19 protein-coding genes, 1 pseudogene and 1 riboswitch are annotated in these 25123 nt (G+C 49.1%); of the genes and pseudogenes, 10 read left to right on the top strand and 10 right to left on the bottom strand.

Going from position 1 to position 25123, the window contains the following annotated elements; genetic code table 11:
• Positions 1 to 481 precede the first annotated feature (481 nt).
• Positions 482 to 582, top strand: a riboswitch (purine riboswitch).
• A 119-nt stretch (positions 583 to 701) separates the two neighbouring features.
• From ACFQ03_RS25290 to ACFQ03_RS25270, 5 genes are all read left to right on the top strand, one after another.
• On the top strand, positions 702 to 1316 hold the full coding sequence (locus tag ACFQ03_RS25290) for a xanthine phosphoribosyltransferase (protein ID WP_144940996.1): 615 nt from the start codon (positions 702 to 704) through the stop codon (positions 1314 to 1316).
• Entirely contained in the window at positions 1309 to 2640 is a 1332-nt protein-coding gene (locus ACFQ03_RS25285; RefSeq protein ID WP_379291809.1) for a nucleobase:cation symporter-2 family protein, read from the top strand. The genes ACFQ03_RS25290 and ACFQ03_RS25285 overlap by 8 nt, the downstream gene beginning before the upstream one ends.
• 164 nt (positions 2641 to 2804) lie before the next feature.
• The gene (locus ACFQ03_RS25280) at positions 2805 to 3044 is read left to right on the top strand and encodes a hypothetical protein (RefSeq protein WP_144940990.1); all 240 of its coding nucleotides are present in this window, start codon (positions 2805 to 2807) and stop codon (positions 3042 to 3044) included.
• 68 nt (positions 3045 to 3112) lie between these two features.
• Positions 3113 to 3250, top strand: a complete 138-nt coding sequence (locus tag ACFQ03_RS25275) for a hypothetical protein (protein WP_379291806.1) — start codon at positions 3113 to 3115, stop codon at positions 3248 to 3250.
• A gap of 159 nt (positions 3251 to 3409) precedes the next feature.
• A complete protein-coding gene (locus ACFQ03_RS25270; RefSeq protein WP_144940987.1) occupies positions 3410 to 3589 on the top strand; it encodes a hypothetical protein in 180 nt (59 codons plus the stop codon).
• Between the two features lie 160 nt (positions 3590 to 3749).
• On the opposite strand, the gene ACFQ03_RS25265 is transcribed toward ACFQ03_RS25270, so the two are convergent.
• On the bottom strand, positions 3750 to 5732 hold the full coding sequence (locus ACFQ03_RS25265) for a hypothetical protein (RefSeq protein ID WP_379291804.1): 1983 nt from the start codon (positions 5730 to 5732) through the stop codon (positions 3750 to 3752).
• Between the two features lie 362 nt (positions 5733 to 6094).
• Between ACFQ03_RS25265 and ACFQ03_RS25260 the strand changes: the two genes are divergently transcribed.
• Entirely contained in the window at positions 6095 to 6967 is an 873-nt protein-coding gene (locus ACFQ03_RS25260) for an AraC family transcriptional regulator (RefSeq protein ID WP_379291802.1), read from the top strand.
• 694 nt (positions 6968 to 7661) lie between these two features.
• Complete coding sequence (locus tag ACFQ03_RS25255) at positions 7662 to 8825, top strand: transposase (RefSeq protein WP_379291814.1); 1164 nt, start codon at positions 7662 to 7664, stop codon at positions 8823 to 8825.
• Positions 8826 to 9375: 550 nt separating this feature from the next.
• Here ACFQ03_RS25255 and ACFQ03_RS25250 read toward each other — a convergent pair.
• The 5 genes and pseudogenes from ACFQ03_RS25250 to ACFQ03_RS25230 all read right to left on the bottom strand — a co-directional run bounded on the left by ACFQ03_RS25250 (position 9376) and on the right by ACFQ03_RS25230 (position 17804).
• On the bottom strand, positions 9376 to 9870 hold the full coding sequence (locus tag ACFQ03_RS25250; RefSeq protein WP_379291812.1) for an FIMAH domain-containing protein: 495 nt from the start codon (positions 9868 to 9870) through the stop codon (positions 9376 to 9378).
• Between the two features lie 501 nt (positions 9871 to 10371).
• A pseudogene (locus tag ACFQ03_RS25245) lies at positions 10372 to 11490 on the bottom strand (DUF4855 domain-containing protein); the annotation flags it as partial.
• Positions 11491 to 12544: 1054 nt separating this feature from the next.
• A complete protein-coding gene (locus ACFQ03_RS25240; protein WP_144940973.1) occupies positions 12545 to 13627 on the bottom strand; it encodes a glycoside hydrolase family 172 protein in 1083 nt (360 codons plus the stop codon).
• 318 nt (positions 13628 to 13945) lie between these two features.
• The gene (locus tag ACFQ03_RS25235) at positions 13946 to 16048 is read right to left on the bottom strand and encodes an ABC transporter ATP-binding protein (RefSeq protein WP_379291799.1); all 2103 of its coding nucleotides are present in this window, start codon (positions 16046 to 16048) and stop codon (positions 13946 to 13948) included.
• Entirely contained in the window at positions 16038 to 17804 is a 1767-nt protein-coding gene (locus ACFQ03_RS25230) for an ABC transporter ATP-binding protein (protein ID WP_379291797.1), read from the bottom strand. Before ACFQ03_RS25230 ends, ACFQ03_RS25235 begins: the two co-directional genes overlap by 11 nt.
• A gap of 492 nt (positions 17805 to 18296) precedes the next feature.
• Between ACFQ03_RS25230 and ACFQ03_RS25225 the strand changes: the two genes are divergently transcribed.
• Positions 18297 to 18518 carry a DUF378 domain-containing protein gene (locus ACFQ03_RS25225; protein ID WP_379291795.1) on the top strand — a complete coding sequence of 74 codons (222 nt, stop codon included), beginning with the start codon at positions 18297 to 18299 and terminating at the stop codon, positions 18516 to 18518.
• Between the two features lie 176 nt (positions 18519 to 18694).
• Here the strand turns inward: ACFQ03_RS25225 and ACFQ03_RS25220 are convergent, their stop codons facing one another.
• The 4 genes from ACFQ03_RS25220 to ACFQ03_RS25205 form a co-directional block, all read right to left on the bottom strand.
• Positions 18695 to 19108, bottom strand: coding sequence for a hypothetical protein (locus tag ACFQ03_RS25220; RefSeq protein WP_144940960.1), 414 nt, complete (start codon positions 19106 to 19108; stop codon positions 18695 to 18697).
• A gap of 76 nt (positions 19109 to 19184) precedes the next feature.
• Positions 19185 to 20372, bottom strand: a complete 1188-nt coding sequence (locus tag ACFQ03_RS25215; protein ID WP_144940958.1) for a hypothetical protein — start codon at positions 20370 to 20372, stop codon at positions 19185 to 19187.
• Positions 20373 to 20578: 206 nt separating this feature from the next.
• Positions 20579 to 21745, bottom strand: a complete 1167-nt coding sequence (locus ACFQ03_RS25210; protein ID WP_144940955.1) for an HD-GYP domain-containing protein — start codon at positions 21743 to 21745, stop codon at positions 20579 to 20581.
• 330 nt (positions 21746 to 22075) lie between these two features.
• Entirely contained in the window at positions 22076 to 22384 is a 309-nt protein-coding gene (locus ACFQ03_RS25205; protein ID WP_144940952.1) for a hypothetical protein, read from the bottom strand.
• A gap of 364 nt (positions 22385 to 22748) precedes the next feature.
• Here ACFQ03_RS25205 and ACFQ03_RS25200 point away from each other — a divergent pair, with 364 nt between their 5' ends.
• Positions 22749 to 23948, top strand: coding sequence for a hypothetical protein (locus ACFQ03_RS25200; protein ID WP_379291791.1), 1200 nt, complete (start codon positions 22749 to 22751; stop codon positions 23946 to 23948).
• 65 nt (positions 23949 to 24013) lie between these two features.
• Entirely contained in the window at positions 24014 to 24946 is a 933-nt protein-coding gene (locus tag ACFQ03_RS25195) for an AEC family transporter (RefSeq protein ID WP_186328484.1), read from the top strand.
• Positions 24947 to 25123: the final 177 nt, after the last annotated feature.

The following is a 25123-nucleotide window of genomic DNA, read 5'->3' as shown; positions in this document are numbered from 1 at the left end:
CGAGAATACCCTACTTTTTTGTCGCCTGTGAAGGCTCCAAATCTTGGTACACAGAATACTTTACGCCATCTACGTTTAGCGGTTTCCCGCTTAGAAGACCTGAATTTTCGCGCGTTATCCATCTAGCACTTTCACCATGAAATAAATGCATTCCTACTTCTATTTCGCCTCATCCGGCACTTTCACCCACGATTGTGGTACCGTTTTTTGACACCGCTGTCCAAGCGATAGCCTCGGTCAGCCTAATAGGACCGAACGACCGGTTTGTATCGCAGAAGGATTTCCTCCGAGAGGCTGTTCTGGAAACGACCACGATTATTTCCGAAGGTCGAAGTATAAACGCCCGGCCACCCGTAATCGTTTTCTACCAATTAAACGTCGATAAAATAAAACGAACGTTCTTGTTCCGGCCATTTTCTATAGTTCGGTTTTCAATGAAATTCCTCTTCCTTTTTCTGCGAAGATAGAGTATACTAGCACCATAAAAAATTGAATGATTCCTCGTATAATGGCAGGAATTGGCCTGCGAGTCTCTACCCGGTCACCGGAAATGACTGGACTACGAGTGAATGCGTCTATTGGCGTTTGCGTCGTTTATTTGTCATTCACTCGAGGGACAAGCCGGACTCATCGGAGTCAGGCTTCGTTCGCTCGAGTTTTTATTTTTCGTTGGGAATAATGCTAACTATAGGAGGTTCTCCATGAAACTGCTTCAGGAAAAAATTCAGGCCGAAGGAATCGTCCTGTCCGATCAGGTGCTTAAGGTGGACTCGTTCCTGAATCATCAGATTGATCCGCAGCTTATGCTGGCCATTGGCAAAGAATTCGTCAGCCGGTTCGCTCAGGACCAGATTACTAAAGTGCTGACCATCGAGTCGTCAGGTATCGCTCCCGCTATCATGACCGCTATGCTGTTAAACGTGCCCCTTCTGTTTGCCCGCAAACAGAAGTCGCTTACCCTGCAGAACAATGTTTATGTCGAGCAGGTTCACTCCTTCACCAAGCAAGTGACCAATGAAATTACGGTCTCCAAGAAATTTCTTGAAGAAGGCGACAAAGTTCTTATTATCGATGATTTCCTGGCTCATGGGGAGGCCGCTTTCGGTCTGGCGAAGATTGTTCGGCAAGCCGGGGCCGAGGTGGCGGGCATCGGGATCGTGATTGAAAAATCGTTCCAGAATGGCAGAGCGAAGCTCGATGATGCGGGCTTCCGCGTAGAATCGCTTGCCCGAATCAAGTCCCTGACCGACGGACAGGTCCGGTTCGTAGAAGATTCCGCCGTATTGACTGCGGAGGGGAACGGCAGTCATGCGTAATCCGACCAAATTGCTGTCTCTCGGCCTCCAGCACGTACTGGCCATGTACGCCGGCGCAGTCATAGTGCCCATTATCATTGCAAGCAAGCTCGGCCTCACGACTACCCAATTATCTTATCTGATATCGATCGATTTGCTCACCTGTGGGGTGGCCACCCTTCTCCAGGTTTGGAAAAACCGTTTCTTCGGCATCGGCCTTCCCGTCATGCTGGGCTGTACGTTTACTGCGGTCGGTCCGATGATCGCCATCGGCTCTCAATACGGCATCACCGCTATTTACGGGGCTATTCTTGCATCCGGCCTGTTTGTCTTCCTGTTTGCTTCGTTCTTCGGGAAGCTGATCCGATTCTTCCCGCCGGTTGTTACCGGCTCGGTCGTAACCATCATAGGACTTACGCTGATTCCGGTAGCGATTACCGACATGGGAGGAGGAGAAACAGCATTCGAACGAACCGTCAGTCTGCTCCTCTCCTTCGGGGTCCTGATCTTTATTTTGCTGTTGAACCGGTTTGTCACCGGGTTCCTGCGGGCGATCTCGATTCTTCTCGGCCTTATCGCAGGCACGGTTGCAGGCTGGTTCCTGGGCCTGGTCGACTTCTCCTCTGTCGGGAAGGCAGAGTGGTTCCATATGGTCAAGCCGTTCTATTTCGGTTGGCCTACCTTTGAAATTTCGGCTATCATCACGATGATTCTGGTGGCCATTGTCAGCCTGATCGAATCTACCGGGGTTTATCTGGCTCTCGGAAAAATTTGCGATAAAGATCTGAATTCGAAAGATTTTACCGGAGGGTACCGGGCCGAAGGATTGGCCACTGTGCTTGGCGGACTGTTTAACGCCCTGCCCTATACCGCCTTCTCGCAAAATGTAGGGCTGATCCAGTTGACGAAGGTAAAAACCGGCAAGGTGATCGTAGCGGCAGGCGGAATTCTTATCGTGCTCGGTTTGGTGCCGAAAGTGGCGGCCGCCACCACGATCATTCCGACTCCCGTTCTTGGAGGAGCGATGCTGGCTATGTTCGGAATGGTTGTCTCCTCGGGCATCAAGCTTCTCGGCACCGTCGATCTGAACCGGCAGGAGAACATGCTGATTGTAGCTTGCTCCATCGGAGTTGGCCTCGGCGTTACTGTTGCCCCGGATTTATTCTCGGATCTTCCTGCCGGCATCCAAATTTTAACGAGCAACGGCATCGTAGCCGGAAGCTTCACCGCCATTCTTTTGAACGGATTATTCAACATGGGACGCGGTCGCCAAAGGTCTGGGCAGTCAACTGACCCTATTCCTTCCTCGTCCGCCCAACCCGGTACACAGGAAAGCTCTGCATAACCATATACCCATGTAAGGCTGTCCCGCAGGTCATCATGGACCGGGGCGGTCTTTTTTTGTCTCGGCAGTTTAAAACTCACCCGATAAGTTTCATCTGTTTTATTATGGAATGGGCTGTCCCGGGGCAACCTATGGGATGAATCGACTCTTAAGGAGGGGTATATATGGCGAAGGATAAAGATATGAAGCCGATATCCGGAGAACCTATCGAGGTGGACGGGATGTACGCTAACGAATGGGGACGGATAGAATCTCTTAACCGGGGAGATATTTTCCCCGCCGATCCTATGTTGGGAACTACCGAGTGGAAGCTGGTCAGCTATAAAGCCGAGCAAGAACCGGCTAAAGAGGAGCATCACGACCATCAGCCTCCCCGGGCTCATGTGGATCGCGGCGATAAATAAATCTATATACGGGAAACTCCACCGATTTAAAATAATTCCTGCTTATGAAGATGAAAGGAGGGGTTTGAATGTCAGGGGAACAGCCTTCCGCCAAACAGCTTAAAGCACGGCAAGCGCAATCGGCAGCCGACCGGACCGGCCGGAACAAGAAGGAAACCAGCCAATTACAATCCGAAGCCGACCAGTCCGATCTGAAGAAGCATTAAGCTGCTCTAACCCGGGTCGAGGCCAGGAAGCATATTCCATGTTTAACTCTCCGATTTTTGGTTTATATAGGTTTTAGGCCCATACTGCGGGCAAAACAGGACTAAATACCATTTAGACTGTGTATGCTGTATAAATCGGACAATTTGGAGGGATGGGATATGGCAGCAAAGGGGAACAACGAAGTGAAGCAGAGCCTGGCTGAACTGACCCGAATCTACAAACCGAAGGATCCTGCGAAGTTTGTTAAAACCTTTATGCGAAAATACAGAGTTTCCGGAGGCTATGAAGAAGAATTGACCAGCCTCGTGAGGATGGAGCTTAGCAAAATCAATTGCTGAAAGTACGCCCCGGCCGCATGTGCCGGGGCTTGTCCACGACTAGGCCCGCTGTTGCCGCGATAATGAGTGTTAGGATATGCGTTTGCCAAATCGTACGCCATCGTATGGTACCGCTCTGCATGGCGGTTTCGCTCACTTGTTGCCTATAATGTTGCGGACGTTATTTTCTGAACAATAGCTCGGCCAAAGAAGCGCAAGCCGCACCATTTCCCCAATCGAAGATGGTGAACTCGCCTACAATATGCTCGCTGTCCGGGCCATGGTGCACATTTTCCATCGAGAACCCGTATTCCTTGGCCCCAAAATAAGGGAAACGGTTCTCGTAAAGCTTCTTCACGACAGCATTCTCAGGGCAATACATCATGTAAAAGGAAGCCCGCATCGCCCACAATCCTCGCGCCCGGTACTGTTCTTTGCCGGTGATCTTGTAGTAATCGTAATAAGTCAACGCGAACAAGCTCTGGCGGGCGTCATTCCACTCATCGTCGGAATTCATGACACCGAACCCGCCGAGAGTGGGGACCGTCATATATGGAGGCTCCCATACCGCCTGATACAGGGAAAGCTCTCCCAGCACGGCTTCCCCGTCCTCCAGATAAGGACGATGTTCGGTGGCCCAATACAGCTCCTTCAGTGCCTCGGCCGTCCAATAGATGGAGAAGGTGCATTGATTGTATAATCCGCTTCTTTTATCCTTCACCCCGGGCTGCTTGCCTTCCCAAGCCGCCGAGCAGGACCAGTACGTTTCGAAGTCCTCCCACCTTCCGCAAGGCATAATCTCTCTCTTTACAAAAGCCATTGCTATCTCCGCCGAATCCAGGTACATCTTGTTGCCGGTTATTCTGTAGAGCCTGGCTAACAGCAAGACATGCATAGACGTCTCCGGGCTGTTCAGCAGATAAGGCGAAGGTTCTCCGCTATCGATATGAACCCAGGCCGGGAAGCTTCCGTCCGGCGCCTGCAACCGCAGGAGCCTCTCTACATAATTAATCGTATAGCCAAGGAGCCGTTCATCCCTTTCCAGATCCTCATACCATTTCAGCATCCAATAACAGGTCCAGGACATATCCAGCAAATGGGCATAATGCTCATGGCCGGGAGGCCTCCGATTGGAGAAGCCCCATTCTCCGTTCTCCCACCGGTACGAACTATCCGCCGAATAAACATTGGGAAATAATCCGTCCCGCTGAGGTGCAGACAAGGCAAAGGCTTTAGCCAAAGCGGCCTTGGCCACTAAATCGCAGGAAGGCAAACGCCCGCCACAGGATCGCCAGTGCTCCCCCCACAAACGGTAACCGTAGGCGCTTCTCAGACTGCAGAACCAAGCCTGGTTCCACAGACTTTTGCGTTCCCGCCAATGATTCTCCAGACCGCCGCCGGGTGTCTGGGCCGCACGTACAATAAATACACATCCGCCCACCTCCTCGTCCTTCAGCCTGAACTGCTGCCAAACGATGCTCCCCCATCGGTTAAAAGCCCAATCATAAGTGTATTCCGCGTACTTTTCCATTCCGGACAGCAAGGCTTTATCATCGGACACTATGGAGGATTCCGCTAACATGCGTCGTTTGGCAAATTTCTCCCACATAAAGTCCGCCACCGGGGCCAAGTTCCGTTTTCCGTTCACGCCGTCCCATTCCACCAAATAGAAGCGAAACAAGCGTTGACCATGCTCCAGCCTAAACCGTTCCTGTATCTTCCGGTGATACACATGCTCTATTTTTACATAATACCCCAGCTCGTAATACAGGGTGCGGTCGGGCTCCACATAGTCCATCCTATGAGGAACGCGCCTTTCTCTCTCTATTTCGTCAAGATCCGGAATAAGAGCAAACATCCGGCTTCCGCAGACAAAAACAATCGCCGGAGAACGAAATACCATGTCCCCGATCACTAAATCCTCCTCCGGCGCCAAATGAGGCTTCCAGATGCATTCCATTTGCGGATCGGCCAACATCATTTCCACCCCCGCCCGGTCTGTGGTGATGGCCGCTCCTTTTCGAATGAGCTCCAGTGAAGCCGCTTTGGTTCTACCCTCCTCTGCGGCGATTTCTGTCTCTTCCCCGTTTATTATAAGTTCATAACCATCCGGCAAATTCTTTATCTGAACCCAGGACCTCAGCCATTCTAATTTTTCATTCACCGATTTCTCCCGCCCTTCGTTCCACATCGTTCTCTGCCATTCGTTTTACTCACATCTAACGCTTCAACTCTCTTCACATCATTCTTCAATTAGCTTGACTTACAAAAATCCCCTTCTCTTGATCCCTTGGCCAGGTTGATTCTTTCACCCGATTTTCGACGCATTAATTCCTTAGCACCGGTTTCTCACGCATCGATTCCCCTCGCACCATTTATTCACATCTCCTGATCATCCTTCTCTATCATCATAACGCCCCCGGATTCAGAGGTATTTATCTTGGAATATTAATCATTTAACGCATATTGCCAATTTGGCGCCTGTCCCCTACAATGTTTTTAATCAGCGAAAACGGGGGTTGCTCCATGGATTTGAACGCCTTATCTCCTTATATCCGGGTAGCGTTGGATAACGTCATTGTTCCAACCTGGAAAGTTAAAGAGAGGGACCTTTTTGACTACGAGCTGCTGTATATTAAGGAAGGTGAAGTCATCATTACGGTTTTGGATCAGGTGTACAACGGCCAGCCGGGCGATATCTTTCTATTTAAGCCGAGACAAAGACACTCCATTGCCGTGAAAGGAAGCATCCCTCTCCGTCAACCCCATATCCATTTTGATTTGTTCTACCGGCCCGACAGCCCGGAGGTCAAAGTCTCTTTTAAACCCATTGAAGAAATGTCCCCACAGGAACACGCCTGGTTTCGGGAAGACGACTGTTCCGTGCCTCCATTTGATCTACCGAATCATTTTCGGCTGCGGAACCCGCTTGTTTTCGAGAAGCTGCTGCTCGATCTCATTCGCGAATTCAATATGGGACTGCCCTTCAGTCAGGCGTCGGTCAAGGGCTTGTTCATTCAGCTTTGGATTTTCCTGTTGAGAGAACACCATTGGAATCAGAACAGCCACATCCACTCCAACTGGGAGCAATTGACCAAGGTCAAGCAATTTCTGAACCATCATTTCAACGAAGAGGTGAACGTGGACAAGCTGGCGGAGATGGCAAACCTGAGCAATAACCACTTTATCCGCCTGTTCAAAAAAGCCTTCGGAAGCTCTCCTATCAAATATCATCAGATGGTGAGGATAGAGAAAGCGAAGGAAATGATCCAATTCACCTCCATCCCGCTAACCGAAATTGCGGAAGAGGTCGGTTTTCAGAGCATCCATGCATTTAGCCGGGCCTTCAAGCAATTGGAGGGCGTTCCCCCGTCCTTCTACCGCAGTCAAAAACAATGAAGCAGCCGTATATAATCCACTTGAGACAACGTATGGTCCGATCATGAAAAATAGTTTATATTCAATAAATTCTCTTACATAAGGGGATTCACCAGCATTCCAATTATTGTCTGACGATCCCCCGATCAGTTCCTTCTATTCCTACATCCTTCGACTGACATCCCCTATACTCTGTTCCTCTGCGGCCGCGCCGGTATCTCTGCCCCACACCTTTTGACTGTTATCCCTTTCGATCAGTTCCTTCTATTCCCACATCCTTCGACTGCCGTCCCTTAAACTCTGTTCCTCTGCGGCCGCGCCGGTATCTCTTCCCTACACCTTTTGACTGTTATCCCTTTCGATCAGTTTCTTCTATTCCCACATCCTTCGAATGCCTTCCCTCACACTCTGTTCCTCTGCGGCCGCGCCGGTATCTCTTCCCCACACCTTTTGACTGTTATCCCTTTGGATCAGTTTCTTCCATTCCCACATCCTTCGACTGCCATCCCTTACACTCTGTTCCTCTGCGGCCGCGCCTGTATCTCTTCCCCACACCTTTTGACTGTTATCCCTTTCGATCAGTACTTCTCACCACTCTTTAATACAGCTTGAAATAGGAACATACATTCTGTATAATAATAGCAAACAAACGTTCTGTTTCGGGGTGAATGCTGTGTCGACATTTGCTTCAGAGGCTTTGTATACAAATCGACGTATGAATTTCAATTCAGGTTTGGATCGAAATCTGGCCAGCAATGTTGGCTCTGATCATTATGGAAAGTATGAAGAGGGTTTCGGTTCGGATTTACATGTAAAGACAAATGAAAGCTTCCGTTCAAATTTACGTGGAATGATAGATATAAATTTACAATCAGCTTTGCATGGAAATATGGTAGGCTGCCGTTCGGATTTGCACCGAGAGCCAGAAGCGAATGTGAGTCGAAGTGTAGATTCGAAGATTATTCAGGATCTATTGTTAAATCTGTCTATGGATCGGTACTCTAAATGGGACGAGGAGGCTTTTCGGCAAGAGGAAAAAGCTTTTCAGGATCGCTTTAAAACCGAGGAGGACTGTATGCAGTTCATCTATCAAGCGAAATGGCCGGATGGCTTTTCCTGCCCTCGTTGTGGGCATAGGCAGGCGTATGTCATCCGCTCCCGCCGGCTGCCGCTCTATGAGTGCCGAAGCTGCCGACACCAGACTTCCCTGATCACTGGTACAGTGATGGAAGGAAGCCGGACTTCACTGTGCAAATGGTTTCTCGCTTTTCATCTCGTTGCCAATACCGAGCGAGGCACGAATGCCGTTCAGCTCAGTTCTTTCCTGCAGGTCACTTATAAAACCGCCTGGGCGATCCTTCACAAGATTCGCCAAGCTTTGTCTCAGGCTGATAACGCCAATCCGTTAACCGGTGTAGTGAAGGGAGGCACAGCCTTTCATCGCCCTTTCCGCAGCGCTGCATCGGTCTTAGGGCTCTATCCCGAACAGAGGCCTGTATTCGTCGTTGCTTCCTTGGGCAATGGAACTGTACCTCAGCAGGTCAAAATCAAAACCGTTCGTCCGGAAGATATAGAGGATGGCAGAATCTATCGGTCTGCGGGCGAGCACTTCATCAAGGAGCATGTCAGCCCGGATGCAATAGACGTGGATATCGAGACAAGGCGCTACCATTATCAACGCGTTCCTTCCCTGCGGAATTATTTGCGCAAAGCGAGAGCCTGGACCAATCGAGTATTTAACGGGATCGGACCGAAGTATTTACAGCATTACCTGGATGAATTCTGTTTTCGTCTGAATTTACAATTGCAGAACGTCCCGATTTTTGATCGTCTCGCCCGTGCTTGTATAAGGATATTACGAAATCAGTTAGCGAATTGAAAATCCCCCCAAATCCATGAAATTCCGGTTTTTTCTTATTTCTGAGCTAAGGGGATAACAATCAAAAGCATGAGGGAAGGAATATTGCGGGTTAGGTTACGGTAACAAAAATGAAAACCTTATATGCGACAACATAATATAAGCTCGTGTATGACACAAAAATGCGAGCGCATAGTTACATATCTAAAGATGATTGCAACAACATGCGCAACAAAGGGATGCATTTTTCATAATCTGAGTCTATGGGATAATAGTCAAAAGCATCATGAAAACAAATGCTGATCAAATTTAGAACATGAACTGACATCCTAAGCAATTACCCCAGAAAACGATAACAGAACGTCTTCAAGGGCATCAATTGGCTATGAAAATTATTTCGATACTTTTGTAAAAACAAAAACAGACGCCTTCATATGAGAAAGCGCCTAGTACGTGCTATTCAGCTGATTCTTCTAGTACGTTTCTGATGTCAGTTCAAGCTATCTTCGTTTGTTGTATCTAGTCTCGATTGTCGTAATCCAGCCTTTATTTGTAATCGATATAACAAACGTTAAGGAGTCAAGCCGGACCAGAGACTGATCAATTGTTGAACCTCCGTATCCAGTGTTTCTTTAGCATCAGAAGAGACTTGATTGCGATTAGAATTCATATCCAGGTGTTTTACCAAATCATTTAACGACTTGACCGCCTGCGGCCCATGCCCTTTACTGTCATGATGTTCCGCTTGCTCAAGTCGGTTGCGAAGCTTGTGCAGCAGCGGTTCGCGGATGTCTCCGGAAGCCTCGTAGCTATCCAGCAGCCTTGAAACAGGGGCAACGCCGATTTGCCCTTTAACGTTCCATAAGCGTTCATTCAATCTGTTTTTGCTGCCTCCATCCGGCAGCCTGCCGACCTTCTCTACAGCGTCTACGGCTGCGTGGAGAGTCAAGGAAGCCTCGGCCTTGCGAACCGCCTCCGCGGCCTCAACAATTTGCTCCTCCAGCGAGCCGGGGAGAATGTCGCTTTCACTCCAGTTTAAATAGACATCGCCATGGATATCGGTCATTTTTCCTTCCCGGGCAATGATAAAGCTGCGGCGTTTGATCTCTTCTCCGGGAACCCCGTCCTTGGCACTGAAATACAGCTTGGCCATCTCTATGGCACTCGAGACAGGGTCTTGTTTTTTGGCCAAATCGCTGTAGAGCGCATCCTCCGGCCGATTCATTTTAAATGCCACCCTCACCTCTCCGGGAACGTCGGTTGTCACAGTGACCTGTGCTTTATCGACAAGAGAAGCGGGAAGCTCATACGATTGAAAATCGACTTTATCCGGATCAAATATAACGGTAAAATGGCCCTCTGTGAAATGATCGGCGAGCGTGATCTTCGGCACAACCGACAATCGATTCGGCTGGCTTAGATCTGCTGCAAGCGTCATAGTAAACCTTCTAACATACGAATCCTTCACATATTCATAGATTCGATCATAGACGGTCCGCTTAATGATCGATGTCGCATCGGCCGCTTTGTCCGGTTGGAGCGGAAGATAGGCGTTGGCCCCGTCCACGATCGGCGTCGTAGCCAAATAATATACGTTGAACGTATCTTTCATATGCCCTTCTGTAATGCCATAGTTCAAATATTGGGCCAGAGTATGATAATCATTATATTCTACCTCAACGGAAGCGCCGACCTTGCGGGCAATATCGGCCGTGGCCGGCAGAACCCCCTTTTTGTAAAAGTTAAAGGCATAGTTGGGCTGAATGGATGCAGCCGTGAAACCAAGCTCTCTCCACAGATAAGGGGATTGCGACTGCAGATAGGGCACCTATGTGAAAAAGTAATTTTTGCTCTTCAAGTAATCTGCCGTGCCCCTAATCACTTCAAAATCTCCCATGTCAAATATTTTTTCAGGGACCCAGTAATAGCTGTTTAAGGTCAGATTGTTATAGCCTGCCTGTGCAAACCTTTTCTCGACTTCGTCAATATACCAGCGAATGGCCGCTTTTTTGTTCTCCAGTGCGAGCCGCGCCATTTCCATCTTGCCTGCTTCGCTATCGGGATCGCTCACCTGATCGGCAAAATCCTGTGGTTTAAGGCTGACTTGACGACCGTCTCCGTATAGATCTCCAAAATCGGAGCTGGCTGTCAATTTCGGAATGGCAAAGTTTATTCTTACTTTTTTATCCGTGCCCAGAAGGGCGTTTAATTCGCCGGCCGCCTTGTTAATGGCTCCGAGCTGGGTGTCTTCCTGAAAAACGAAATCCAAGTATGAACGGTAATCGGCCTGAGTTGCAAAGATGCCGAAGCCGTTGGAATCAAACCCGGAAGGCGTGATGATCGCAGCCACCGTCGAAAAAAGAATATCATCGAACAGCCAATCGGTATAATTCCCCTTCAGATCCTGGTATCCCAGGACGCTGAGCACCTTTTCTTTGGTCCAATTAGTAATTTCCGGATCTTTATAAGCCCCTGTAGGGAACAGAAATTGATCGGACATATAGGCGGTTTCCTGTGATCCCGGAGCCGGAAAGCGGTTCACTTCAGGATTGTCCGGATCGGGCTGAGCCTTGGGGGGTTGAGCTCCGTTCACAATTCCCTCATACCCCGAAATCTCGACTTCGTCAGCCCAACAGTTCACATCGACCACGAAGGTGATTTTAATAAATCTCGCCTGGATATTCATAGGCTCTGTGCCTACTTTATCAAGCTTGTATTTTTTCAGATGAATATCTTTATCAGGGGCCGGCTTCACATTCTCAAAGTACAGCGGAACATCGGCTTCCGCCTTGCCCAGAAAGACGTAATTTTCCCCATCGCCGGAAGCATAATATCTGACATTAAGCGGAGGAGCAATCCCGACATCGCTTCTTTGCCCGAAGCCTATCGATAGCTCGTTAATCGTGCTGAGCTGCTCCAGGTCAAAGATTAGTTCCCGCTTGGAATCCCGGTAAAATTTAAACCAGGTGGAATCTCCCCAGTCATTCCTATTGGCGGGGATCTCGTCCGTCAGCTTGTACAATTCATTCAACGGGGAACCGTAGTCCGGGATGTTCATTTGATACATGATATTGGCGTCGGGTTTCACCACCTCGGGAATTCGTCCGTGAGCGAGGTTAATCGGTCCTGAAGTCGGCCCCTCCTGTGCGGAAGCCGGCAGATTGCCTCCCCACCATAACACTATTGCCAAACAACAAACTACGGCAGAATACCATCCTTTTTTTATTCGCATTGCAAAACCTCCTTGTTTTGTATTCGCTTTCAAAGCAAACGGGAAAACGTCAATGATCACCTCCTTCCCTTGTTGTTCATGTCCTTCCCGGCTCTAAAAGGCATAATTGAATGGAGAAAAGCCTGCGGAACCGGCAATTGATAGAATCGACCTTAAGAAAAGGAGGTGCGGGATGAGACACGCGTGCCATCCATAATCGTTTGTTTCACTTTCAGTTTTTGGCAAGTGGTCGCGTAAGTGAACCTCCTACTTACTCGCGCTAAGCTTTCAGTTTCGCAAGGCGCGCCGACAGGCGCGCTTGCGGCTCGGGTAGGAAGATGGCGTGATCACACATCCCACCCTTCCAATGTTAAATTCACTTTCATGGCGTCTCAGCACCAAGAAATTAAAAAAACTCCTAACGAAGACTCTTCGAAGATGAATAACCCGGTATTAGAGGTAGCTTTTTATGCCAATTAGAAAGTTGTTCTATTTTAAAGCTTTAATGAACTTAAACTTTCTAATGTGGTTAAATAACCTCCAGCTCGTCTTTCCCCGGAAGAGGCGGGAAGTTCGTAAATGGTTTCGACTGATACCAAAATACCGTGGATGCAATATCATCCTTAAGCGGAAGATATCTTCCTTCGGAGCGCCAGCCCAGCGCCTGTATAGTTACCCGCAAATCCTGCTCAAACCGGATAGGATCGAGCACATGCCAGCGGTACATGCCGAATCGCTGCTGGCTGCGATACAGGCCGTCCGGCTTGATGACCTGATGCATTCCAAGGAACGGCGTGGAGTAAATGCCGTACTCCCCCTGCGGCTGCTCCCAGTTCCAGGCACCTCCGAAATAATCCTCCGTTCCCGTTCCACAAATGGTCGGGTATTCTTCATCCCCATCCAAGTAAAATTTGATTTCCCCCTCCCCGAACCAGCCATTGTTGTTGGATTGCCAGGCCAAATAGGTTCCTACATAATGCCCCTGCCCCTGCACGCCATCCAGCAGCGTATGAACTTCCTTGTACGGCAGCGGATTGCTCCGGCGCCACTGTGCATGGAAATATCCCGCATCCTCGGGCACTTCGGTCAGTGTATAGTCAATTTGGTAAAATAAAATCGCCGTCTCATTCGACCGGTTCTCCATCGTAATTTTGGCCGACTTTTTAAATGGCATTTCCCAATAACAATTGAAGCCTCCAGCCGGATTAACGGCAACCGGGAGCGAAATCACGTTGCTGCGCTCGCACCACCCATTGCAGAAGAAGTCGCCAAGAGGAACCTCCACGGAAGGCTTATCTTCACCGTCCCAATACATTCTAAGAATCCACGTTCTCCAGGTCGTCGGAAAGCTGGTCATCCAAATATGCTGAATAGCGCCCGGCCCTTCGATCTCCGCCACCGTAAATGTAGTGTTAGCCGGAATATGTACGGACGGGGAAATTTTCCACCCCTGGCCCAAATCCCGCGCGAAATCCTTTCCGGTTCCCTCGGTTGCCATACCTCCCTTTCCTTTGTCACCGGTAAAGTTCTCCGCGCTGATGGATCTTGTCTTCGCCGGCGATAACCTCGACAAATTGCCCATCCCCATTCCAAGACCGTTAAATGGCTGCATTAAAATCCTCCTCTATCCATATCGTTATGCTTCAAATAGTAATGGATAAAATAAGGAGTGGCTTTAGCCTAAATTAGCAAATGGTTAACCGATTCTGCTCTTATGGACATTTCCAAACATAAACAAAGCTCTCCCCTACGTCAGACGGAGAAAGCCACGACAAGTATTTCTCGCAAACCGTTTTGGGCAGTTCGTCTACAACGAAAAAACACGCGCCCTTGCGGGCGCGTGTAAAAGGAGCTTGATTAAATTGGACGAACATAAAAATTATCTATTATGCAAGACTATTAGGATCTCTTTCATAATTCCATAAAGCCGTTAAATTCCCTGTGCTTGAACGGAAGTAAGTGAACCGGAGCGGGCCGTTCCCGTCTCCCCGGTTTGCAGCTGATACATTCGGTAATAGCGCCCCTGCTTACTCATCAGTTCGTCGTGTGTACCGCGTTCGACTATTTCTCCGCGGTGCAGGACCAGTATCTGATCGGCATCCTTGATCGTAGACAACCGATGAGCGATGATGAAGGTCGTTCTTCCTTCGCTCAATACCTTGAGCGCTTGCTGAATCAGCCCTTCCGTTTCGCTGTCAATGCTTGCGGTGGCCTCATCCAAAATGAGGATAGCCGGATTATAAGCGAGAGCCCGCGCGAACGAGATCAACTGCCGCTGACCGGCCGACAAAGTGCTTCCCCGCTCTACAACAGGTGTGTCATAGGCTTGCGGAAGCTGCTCGATGAAGGGGGCCGCCCCGACATCCTTTAGAGCCTGCTTCACCTGCTCCGGCCCGATCGAAGAGTCATATAAGCTCACATTGAATTTAATATCGCCGGTGAACAAGAACGGGTCCTGCAGCACAATTCCCATATGCTTACGCAATTCCTGCTTCGAGTACTCGCTAATTTCCCGGCCGTCAATCCGAATCGACCCCGAATTCACCTCGTAGAAACCGAGCAGAAGGTTCATGATCGAGCTCTTACCCGAGCCGGTATGTCCGACTAGAGCGACCGTCTCGCCTTTCTTCGCTTCGAACGAAATCTCTTTGAGCACATATTCCTCTCCGGTGTATGCGAAGGACACGCGATCAAACTCCACATGTCCTTCCGGCCTCTTGACGGTCTCTTCGCTCGTTTCTACAATTTCATTCTCGGCCGGCTGGTCCATCAGGTGAAATACCCGTTCGGCGGAGACGAAGGCGCGTTGGGCGTTGAGCAATTGATCGAAGATACCGATAATCGGCTGGGCGAAGCGGCTCAAGTAATCGATGAAGGCGTACAGCACCCCGAATGAAATGGCAGCCTGCAGCGAATCGCCTCCAAACTTCCAGATCACTCCGGCTGTAACCAAACCGATGATCAGGCTGACGGCATTTCTGGACGACAAAGAGAATACCCGGAACTGCTTCTTCTGATTGACGTAGCGGTCCTCATTCAGTACCTCAAACTCTTCAATGGTCTTCTTCTCCCGGCGAAAGGCCTGAATGATCGGCATCACATGAATCGATTCGTTCAGCTTGGCGTTCATATCGCTTAACCGCGCCCGCATGATCGTTACGTAAATCTTGGAGAAGCGCAGATGAACAACCATGATGACGACAAAGACCGGGATAAGCAGCAGCGTAAGCAGAGCGAGCTTCATATCCAGAATGAAGAGAGCCACAATAATTCCAATCATATTGACGCCGCTGACAACGAACGTTGCCATGAAGCTCATGAACAATTCCTTAATCGCTTCCGTGTCGTTGGCTATCCGAGATACGACGGCACCGATAGGAGTATTATCAAAATAACGAATAGGAATCCGCTGGATATGATTCATGACATCGGTGCGCATTTTTTGGATAATGCCAAGAGCGGCCGATTGCAGCAGATAGGACTGGATAAAGGTAAAGCCGCTCGAAGCCAGCAGCAGGATAACATACAGACCGATCAGCCATAGAACCGGTTTGAAGTCGTAGCTGTAGAATTGTATAATTTCCTCCTTCGTTAGCTTCGCGGCGGGATAAGACTGTGTCTGACCGTCGCTAACCACCTCGACGCGATCATCGGATACCGGACTCCACGCGGCACCCGGCGGAATGTCCCCGACGATGAGATAGAAGGAAGCCCCTATGGCCGATATGCTGGCTTTCTCCCATTGCTGCGGAATTTCTTGCCCGTTCTCAAGCCAATCGCTCCGCACGAAGGAACGATCCTGGTATTGGACAACCTGGACTCCTTCCGGAACCGTGGCGGGATCTGCCGCATACCAAGGCTTCTCAATCCCCTGAATGTGCTGGTCGATTATAACCTTGGCAATGTAGGGCCCTGCTAATTGCGCCGCCGTGGCCGCAAACAGAATCAATAAAGCGAACAGAATGGTTTTCTTGTAAAGAAGGGCATACCGGAATAGCCGCCTGGCCAAAGCCGGCTTCGGTTTATTCGCCATCTGCCTCTCTCCCTTCCCCCATCAAACTGGCTTCCAACTGCTGCTTGTCGTACTGCTGTCTATACCAGCCCCCCAGATTCATGAGCTGTTCATGTGTTCCTTCCTCCACAATACGCCCTTCCTCCAGAACAATAATCCAATTGGCATGGCTAACGGCCGAAAGGCGATGGGTGGAGATCCAGGTCGTTTTGCCTGCTCTTTCCCTGCGCAGATTGTTAAGAATAGCGCTTTCCGTCCTGGCGTCGACAGCCGACAAGGAATCATCCAAGAGCAGAATTTCCGGATTTACAAGCAGAGCCCTGGCAATCGCCAACCGCTGCTTCTGTCCTCCTGAGAGCATAACCCCGTTCTCTCCTACAATGGTTTGGAGCCCGTCCTTCATCTGTTCCACATCGCCCGCGAATGAGGCCATCTCAACGGCTCTGCGAATTTCCTCCTCCGTCGCCTCCGTCTTGCCCAACGCAATATTTTCCGCTATCGTCTTGGAAAGCAGCATATGCTCTTGCGGCACATAACCGATCCAGCTGCGAATCCGCTCTATCGATATTTGTTCTATGGGCACCCCGGAGATGAATACCTTATGCGGATCCACGGGATAAAGGCGAAGCAGCTGCTTCAGCAAGGTGCTCTTGCCGCTTCCTGTACGGCCTACCACACCCAGCGTCGCTCCCCGTTCCACCCGAAGGGATATCCCTTTCAGGCTGTCGGCATTCGAGTCCGGATAACGAAAGGTCAGACCCCGAATCTCCAAACCGAGAGGCTGCGCAACTTCAAGCGGCTGATCCGGTTCGCGGACATCGGCTTTCTGTCCGAGGGAGGCTTCCAGACGGTCTACGGAAGCGTTGCCGCGCTGAAGAATGTTAATGAACTCACCGAACGCAATCATCGGCCAGACAAGCTGCCCCAAATAAATATTGAACGTCACCAGCTGCCCCAGTGACAGCTCTCCGTGAAAAACAAGATAGGAGCCATAACCGATCCCAATCGAATAGCTGATCCCGACAATGGTCGAAATGACCGGCTGGAACATGGCGCCAATGAAAGCGACCTTGCGGTTCTTGTTCATAACGTCTGTCGTAACCTGGTGGAAGGAGGCGGCATCATGCGTCTCCTGCACATAGGAACGGATAACCCTCATACCCGAAATCGATTCAAGCGCTTGATCGTTCATCCTTCCGAAAGCTTCCTGCGAGGCAAGAAACCGCTTCCTCATAGCCTTCCCCAGCCGACTGATCGCAAACGCCAGGAACGGCATCGGAATAAGTGCTGCCAGCATAAGCTTATAGCTGGTAAAAAGGATCATCGTTCCCAGGACTACCGTTATTCCCACAACGGTATTAACCAGAGTAAGGACACCGAAGCCCGCTGTTTGGCTGACGGCCAAGACATCGTTCGTTGCCAGCGCCATCAAATCTCCCGTCCGGTTGCGCTGGAAGAAGGATGGGGTCATTCGTGTCCAATGCCTCATCAATCGGCTGCGCATCGTCTTCTCCAGCAGGATCGAATTGCCGAACAAGGTGGTCATCCAAATATAATTGACCACATAGGTAATAACGGCCAGCCCCAGCAGTAGGCCGACCATGGTGACGAGCCCCTCGCGGGTTAATGACGAGACACGGATCGAGTCAATCAGCTGGCCGACCAGTCTAGGCGGAATCATACTTCCCAGGCTGATTAAAGCCATTAAAGAGATAGCCGTCACATACTTCATCCATTGCTGCTTAAAAAACCATTGCAATTTAATAACGAACGACATTCCCTCACCTCATATCATAAATAGACAGGCGAATTTCCCCGGAGTCCCAAACAACCCTGATTCCGGGCCTTTTTGCATAAAAAAGTCTGTTAGAATTTCATTATAACAAACATATGTTCCTTTAATCTAGCGTATGAGAAAAACTTATTGGAGTATTTCATGGATGAGCGACCGCGTTTAAAGGATGTTTTTATCGCCAATAGAATTTGAAGTTATTCAGCACGCAATAAACTTATGCCTTCGGACATCGAATTCAGGCATCCTCTTGATCTTATAGTTATATTTGCGTTTCAAAATTGAAATGCTCCCTACAGAGAGATTTATTATTCTAGCATACCTGCCCGCTAATTAAGCCGGAATATTTGAGTATAACTGTTTTTTACCGAAATTCATTAAATTTCCTTTCGTGTATAAAAAAATAAAATCATTACCAATATAAGTATAGATCCATCTAACTATTTCCGAACATATCAATGAATTGGAGGTCTGACCATGAGAACATTAAATATATTGTCCTTAATTTTGCTGATCGTCGGAGGGTTGAACTGGCTGCTTTTCGGACTTTTCCAATGGGACCTGGTTGGGGGAATCTTCGGCGGCATGGATAGCGTCTTATCCAGAATCATTTACGTGATTGTAGGGATTGCAGCGATCTATGCCTTTACACTATTTAATAAAGTTGCCGATGATCATCGTATGGAAACAGCCGAATAATCCCCCCAAGGATAAACGGCTATCGCCGCCTTTGGAGAGTCGCGTTTACCGATAAGGTGAAACTTATACGCAAAAAGAAGGCATCCCCGGATGCCTTCTTCGCTGACGTCATTCCTTCTTCTCTGCCGGACAATGGCTCTACGGATATACGTACTCACTCCGGCAGATAGGCACTCTTACTCCATTATCTCTACAGCGCCCTCATTTCGCCGAATCACATCGATAACCTCATCATAATCCTCCTCCGCCGCCTGACAGGAGAGGACATATTTGAAGCCTTTCAAGGAATTTTCATCTGTGCCGTTAGCTTCCGCAGTTGAATCTATCTCGTTATTCCGGCCCAATTCCTTCCAGACGATGGCCGCGCCAATCCCTCGATCAGCACCGGATACTCCGGCTCCCGACCCCATAACCGTGCCGTCTGTCGTTCCTGCGCCTAGTGCGAATGGGGCAAGCAATCGCGCACTATTCTCCATCCCTTCCGGAAGCTCTCCGATTTCCATTTCGGAGACGGAATAGGTTTGCAGCTTCGTTCTTGCACTCTCCGCGTCGTCCTCTGTTCTGAAATACGCCTGGATCCTTCTGGCCATTGCTCATCCTCCTCTGCTAAGGTATTATGATTTGTTTATTTTTTCTATACTTTGTAATACCCTATTTCACCCGTTTCTAACCGGATCGCTGCAGAGGGGCGTACTTGCGTATCCAGGAGAAGAGCAGCAGCCCGCCCATCAGGCCGGCCTCGGCCATGAAGAATACTCCATCCCAAAATGCGGCGCTGGTGAACGGTTCGCCCAACTTGGGCAAGCTTAGTGCAAAAGCAAAAATGAATTGCGGGAAAAAATAGACGGCAAACAGAAGAAGGCTAACGGCTAATCCGGCAACATAGAAGCAGGCATAGCCCTTCACCACCTTCTCCTCGTCTCCGTAAACGACCGACTTGTCCTCCTTCAGGAAAGGAAGGTAACGGCTTAGCCATGCGCGGCTGTTCTCCATTAAATTATAGGTGCCTAATGCATTCTCAATGACATAATACAAGTCCGTCTTCATGAAGAACAGGCACTGATATACGATAGTAATGAAAATGTAGAACGCCACGGTGCCCATGACGGCAGAAAGCCATTGCAAGCTGTCTCCCGACAGCAGGCGAACCATTAGAGCGGCAAACAATAACACGGTATCGAAGCATATCCCGCCCAAGTAAGGGACATATCTCCTGCGGGCAGGCAGCCTCCAAACCGCATTCATGTCGGTTTCAAAGACGACGAGAAACAAGCGATGCCCTACTCCAAGTCGGGAACTCAGCCCTTCCGCCCTTACCGCGAGAAAATGCCCAAGTTCATGGAATAACACGACCAGTAAAGACATGACAAGCCATACAACGGAGTTCACCAGCATCCAATCACTGACGAAAAAATCTCTGTAGTGGGGGAACAAATCGGGCCGAATCACGAATATCGCGATAACGGCAACGAACAGCACAGCATATAGGGCAAGCGAGAACGGGTTAAAAAAAAGCTTCCCCACCTTGTCGGAAATCATTAACCGTTGACCCGTATCATCAATCCTGCGGCTTGATTCAATCTGCCGGCCATCCACCTCTTGAACCAGCCCGAGCTCCAGCAACTGATTGGCAAAGGCGATCATATCCACTTCCTCGGAAGGATATTTGCTCTGCAGCAGCTGTTCTATGTCTCCCAGCGCCCTATTTTCTCCCAATAGTTGTATAGCCTCTACACAGACAACGGGCATCTCGTAGAAATCCCCGCTTTCCGGCTCCTCCACGATATAATTTTTGCGTTTTTCATGAATGGTGATCGCCCGTAGTTTCATCCGGCTATCCGGAGTCAGCTCCATGCTCCCGCTCCTTTCCCCTGAAACCTTATCCTCTATGAATTAGAAAAAGGATGCCGCTGCAACAGAAGCATCCTTTTTCACAATGATCCCTTATCTTTTCCAACCGCACCACCAACAAGTCAACTTGATTCTGGAAAGCTTACGGATTTTCACTTTGCTTCACCTCCTCGAAATGGTTCCTATTGGAAGCCTATACATAAGAAGGCTTACTTTATGTTCATCTTCGTTTGGGCGTAGTAATGAGACGCCCACGAAGGATAAACCTCAACGAATATATCGATAAGTCCCGGATCGAATTGAGAGCCTTTACCTTGCAATATTCTCTGATAAGCCATATCCAAGGATAAGGCCGGCCGATATGAGCGATCGGTTGTCATCGCGTCGAATGCGTCCGCAATCGAAGCAATGCGTGCCAGCAGCGGAATCTCTTCGCCTTTGAGACGATCGGGGTATCCCTTGCCATCCCATCTCTCGTGATGATACCGGATGACGTCAATACTCTCCTGCAAGCCCTCTATATTCTTGACAGCCTCTGCTCCAACAATGGGATGTTTCTTAATAATCTCGTATTCCTCATTCGTCAGATTGGACGGCTTCATCAAGATATCATCGCGTATATGTACCTTGCCGACATCGTGCAGCAAGCAAGCATAATAATAACTCTTCAGCTCTTCCTCGCTGAAAATTTCCATCTTGCGTGCAAACAGGTTGGCGTACTGGGCAACCCGTTCGCTATGTCCTCGGGTATAGGGATCCTTCAATTCCAGTGCAGCTATAATTCCTTTGACGATCTCTTCCAACTGGTTATTGTAAGATTGCCTGATCGCTTGAACGTACCCTTCGAAACGGTTGAGCAGAATGAACGCAATGACCGTTAAACAGACAACCAACAGAATGGGAAGCAGAACTTCAGGATTTCCAAGGATAACCCCGACGACAAGATATTTCATAATCGTGCCGACCGAAACAACCCAACAGAAGGTCTTGTTGATGAATACTGGAGAGAACAAGACCAGAAAGAGCTCTACGACATTGCCGCTGGTATACTCTGCTTCAGAGTCTGAGAAAATAATGATTTCGCCAATCACTGCACTTAACATGTAAGCAATAAAAAATATGTACTTGATCTTCTCCGGTTCATTCCGCCGCAGCAGATAAATGGCGATCACAAGAAGAACAATCTGGACGAAATAATCTCCAAATCCGACCCAATAATTCTCAAATCCGAATTTCGGGTCTTTAATAATCATAGGAAGAAGATAATAATAGGAAGCATCATAAGAAATATTGATTAAATAAAATAAGAACAGAAACAGCTTGACCGTTTGACGTTCTTGATGGTTGAGTGTGTCATGTAAAAGACCTTTTCGCATAAGTTAATTACCTCAATAGCAAAGGATTAGTCACTGCCGCATGTCCTTCCTAACATATTTCGTCACAGAATGACTATTTCCTTCTATCAGCTATAGAGAAATCCATGTTTTTCTAGCGAAAAGCTCTTGAACATGTCCGAGTTTGTCGGATCATGCCAATGTCCTGTTCTAAAAACTTGCTTTTTTTGCTATTTTATACTATTTTTTTAAATAAATCTACCATTTTACCTAAATAATTAGCTTTCATTAGTAAAACTGGGAATTTCATAGAGATGCCCGCATTCCGGCCAGTGGACGAAATGCGGGCACACTTGTTTCCTGTGGAAAACATCAGACAATGGCGCCGGCTTTGCGCTGCAGCAGCTCCCTTGCCTTCTCCACATCGTCCGGGTGGACTAATATTTTATACTGTCCCTGACTTGACGGCCCTGCCGGTCCGGCCATCCCGACTGCGGCTCCTTGCGGATCCGTTGATCTCAGTTTGCAGCGTATTCCTTGTTCCTTGAGCAAATTGTACTTGTACTCCGCATCCTCCATCTGTGCACCGGTTCCAACAAATACCGTTGTCCATCCGGTCCGCGATTTCCAAATGACTACAGCGATAATGGCCACAATTAGCAGTATCCATAACCACGTCATTTTTAACACCGCCTTTATAGGAGTTATACTTCCAATAAGAAGTTACCCCAAATCATATGCAGCGAAACACATTGCCCATTCATATTTTTGTAAAATTTTCGCAAATTCCGTTACTGTCATGATCCAAAATTGGGGTAACGTGTGCCAAAGGCTCCTGTACGACATCGGATAGGTCGCAGCGGCCGCTTGTTTTTATATCTTCTTGCCCCTGTTCGGAGTGTGAGATTTGCAGATCCGAAGAGCATCCGTTTCTGTTATTTGGGTGACGGTCTCCGACGGTGGGAGGTTATTTTACTTTTGTTATTAAGGTTCATCTGGTAAAGTAGACTTGCACAGTTTATTCGTTGATGGAGGGAATTTAATCATGGGAGAAAATCCGATCAGCTTTCATTTTAATCTGGCTGTGGACTATATAGGCCGCGGTGCACTGGGTGCGGCATCTAATTTGTTCTACCGGACGATACTGCTTGATCCCGGACATTACCAATCATGGGTGAGTCTCATATTTGGACTGGGAATTATGAAGGAAACGGCCGAGCAGCAAGTTTTGTTGGCCCGATACGTCAAGCGGGACCTGCCGTTTGTGAAGGAGCTGATTGGCTCCGCTCTCAGCGCCTACAGGCATAATCCGTATGCACTGGCCGAATGGCTGCAGCTTTATTCCGAGAAGGCGGAAGAGAAGGACCGCGAGATGCTTATGCATATGATCTCCGACCTGGAGGAAATGATCGCCAAGAATGAATCCAAGGGTACGAAGGAAGAGCAGCCCAAGCCCCCTACCGTAGCCGAGATCGCGGACCATAAAATTTATTTGGACTGGATCATGGAGAAGAAACCGGATGAGATTTACGACCTGATAGAACCGTTGATGAATCAGCCCAAGTCTATGGAATTGGGCGTCCGTATGCTAACCTACTTTCCAGGTTTGCGGGCCGAGAAGATGCTGAGACGGGTATGCCGCAGTGAAGCAGCCTCTAACAAAACGAAGACCCGGGCCTTGATCGCCCTTCATTGGCACGGTACGACCGGAAATGTCAAATTGATCAAATTCGGCGATTCCTTCGTCGTTAATCTCCAGAAGCCGGAGCCCAAATTAGACTTGAACCTGCCCAAGCCTTATGAGTCTCTGATCGAATGGGTTATTCTATGGTGGGGTGAAAATCACGGCCTTATCGAAACCCAGGAGGGGGGAGCCGCGGAAACGAGAGAGCTCACCAAGGAGCAGAGGCAGAAGATTGAAGCTCAAATGAACCCTAATATTGTGGCCGCTGCGGAATCGATCATGAGGGAAACCTATCTTCACTACTATCCTCGGGTTGCCCCGATTATTAACGAGATAGACGAATGGGGAGCGGCTCTGCTCCATATTCTGAAAGCTTTCTCGAGCAATTGGGACGAGCCGTGGACTTCCCCTCTCCCCGCCTTACAGGGAGGGGCCGAGTTGAAGCAGGAATGGCTGCTTAAAGCTCTTCTCCTTAAGGAAGCCCCCGAATCCGAAGACATGGACAACAATGATGGGCAGGAGGAAGAAGCCGCGGAAGAAACGACCGACCGGAATGAATAAACCGGCTGCACCAGACACCTGCCAGCCGCCCCCGACATATGCTGGAGCATCGGGAGGTCGGGAGTATGAGCGGGTTCTGGGAGTCATTGGCCATGCTTTACTTAATTGCGGCTGTAGGCTATGCCGCCAAACGGAAGGGAATCATCAACGATTCTGTCGATCTGGCAGTGGTCCGGCTGCTGCTTCAGATCACCCTCCCTTCCCTGATCATCGTTTCTTTGGACTTGCCATATTCGGCAGAACTATTCGGGGATTTTGGCTGGCTGCTGCTGCTTTCTTGTTCAGTCCTGGGAGCGGCGGCATGGCTGGCCTATCTATTAGCCCGTTGGAGAAAATTGCTTCCTGTACGCAGCGGCGTCTTTCAAGGGGCCGTCATATTTGGAAATCAAGGCTTCCTGGGGCTGGCTGTTTGCCTGACTGTTCTGCCCGATAATGGAGTAATCTATGCCGCCGTTTTTAATATTCCCTACCTTCTGCTAATCTGGACCTACGCCATCTATCTGGTGGCCGGACGGCCTCCCCAATCAAACCGAAAACAATTTCTGCTGAATCCCGGAATTGTTTCCACAGCCGCAGGGGTTCTTATTTTCCTGCTTCCGTTTAACCTCCCGGGAATCATCCACGATATGCTTTGGACGATAGGCTCCTCGACAACTCCCCTGTCCATGCTGCTGGTCGGCAGTATGGTCGCGAACATGTCTCTGAAAGAGATGCGTGAGTATTTCGGGAACAAGGACCTGCTTATCGCCGCCACAGCCCGCTTGCTGATTGTCCCCCTCCTTCTCATTCCCGCTGTTGTGCTGCCGATTCGGGCCGAAGTGCTGGCAGCCGCTGTCCTGTTGTCAGCCATGCCCTCCGCTCCGACCATATCCCTCTATGCCCGGCAATACGGCAGAGACGAGCGTTTCGCTTCGATGACCGTCTGCCTGACCGCATTACTGTCTCTGGGTACCCTTCCCCTCGTTTATTATGTATTGAGTATCATCTCGGCAGTTTAACCGGCCTGCTGGCATTGTTTACCGGTTTTATTTCATTGCCGTTTCGCACAAAACTATGCTACAATTTCATGAAAGGGGAATGTACGTTCCCATTATGTACGCATCACGTTATTATAGATTGCCGTTAACGGCTGGAGGAGGGAACATACGCTACTCAATATCTATAAACCTTTAGTA

The organism is Paenibacillus residui, assembly GCF_042677205.1.
Lineage (GTDB): Bacteria > Bacillota > Bacilli > Paenibacillales > NBRC-103111 > Paenibacillus_L > Paenibacillus_L residui.
Note: the sequence above shows the minus strand (reverse complement) of the source record. Positions and strands in the feature narration are given on the sequence as shown.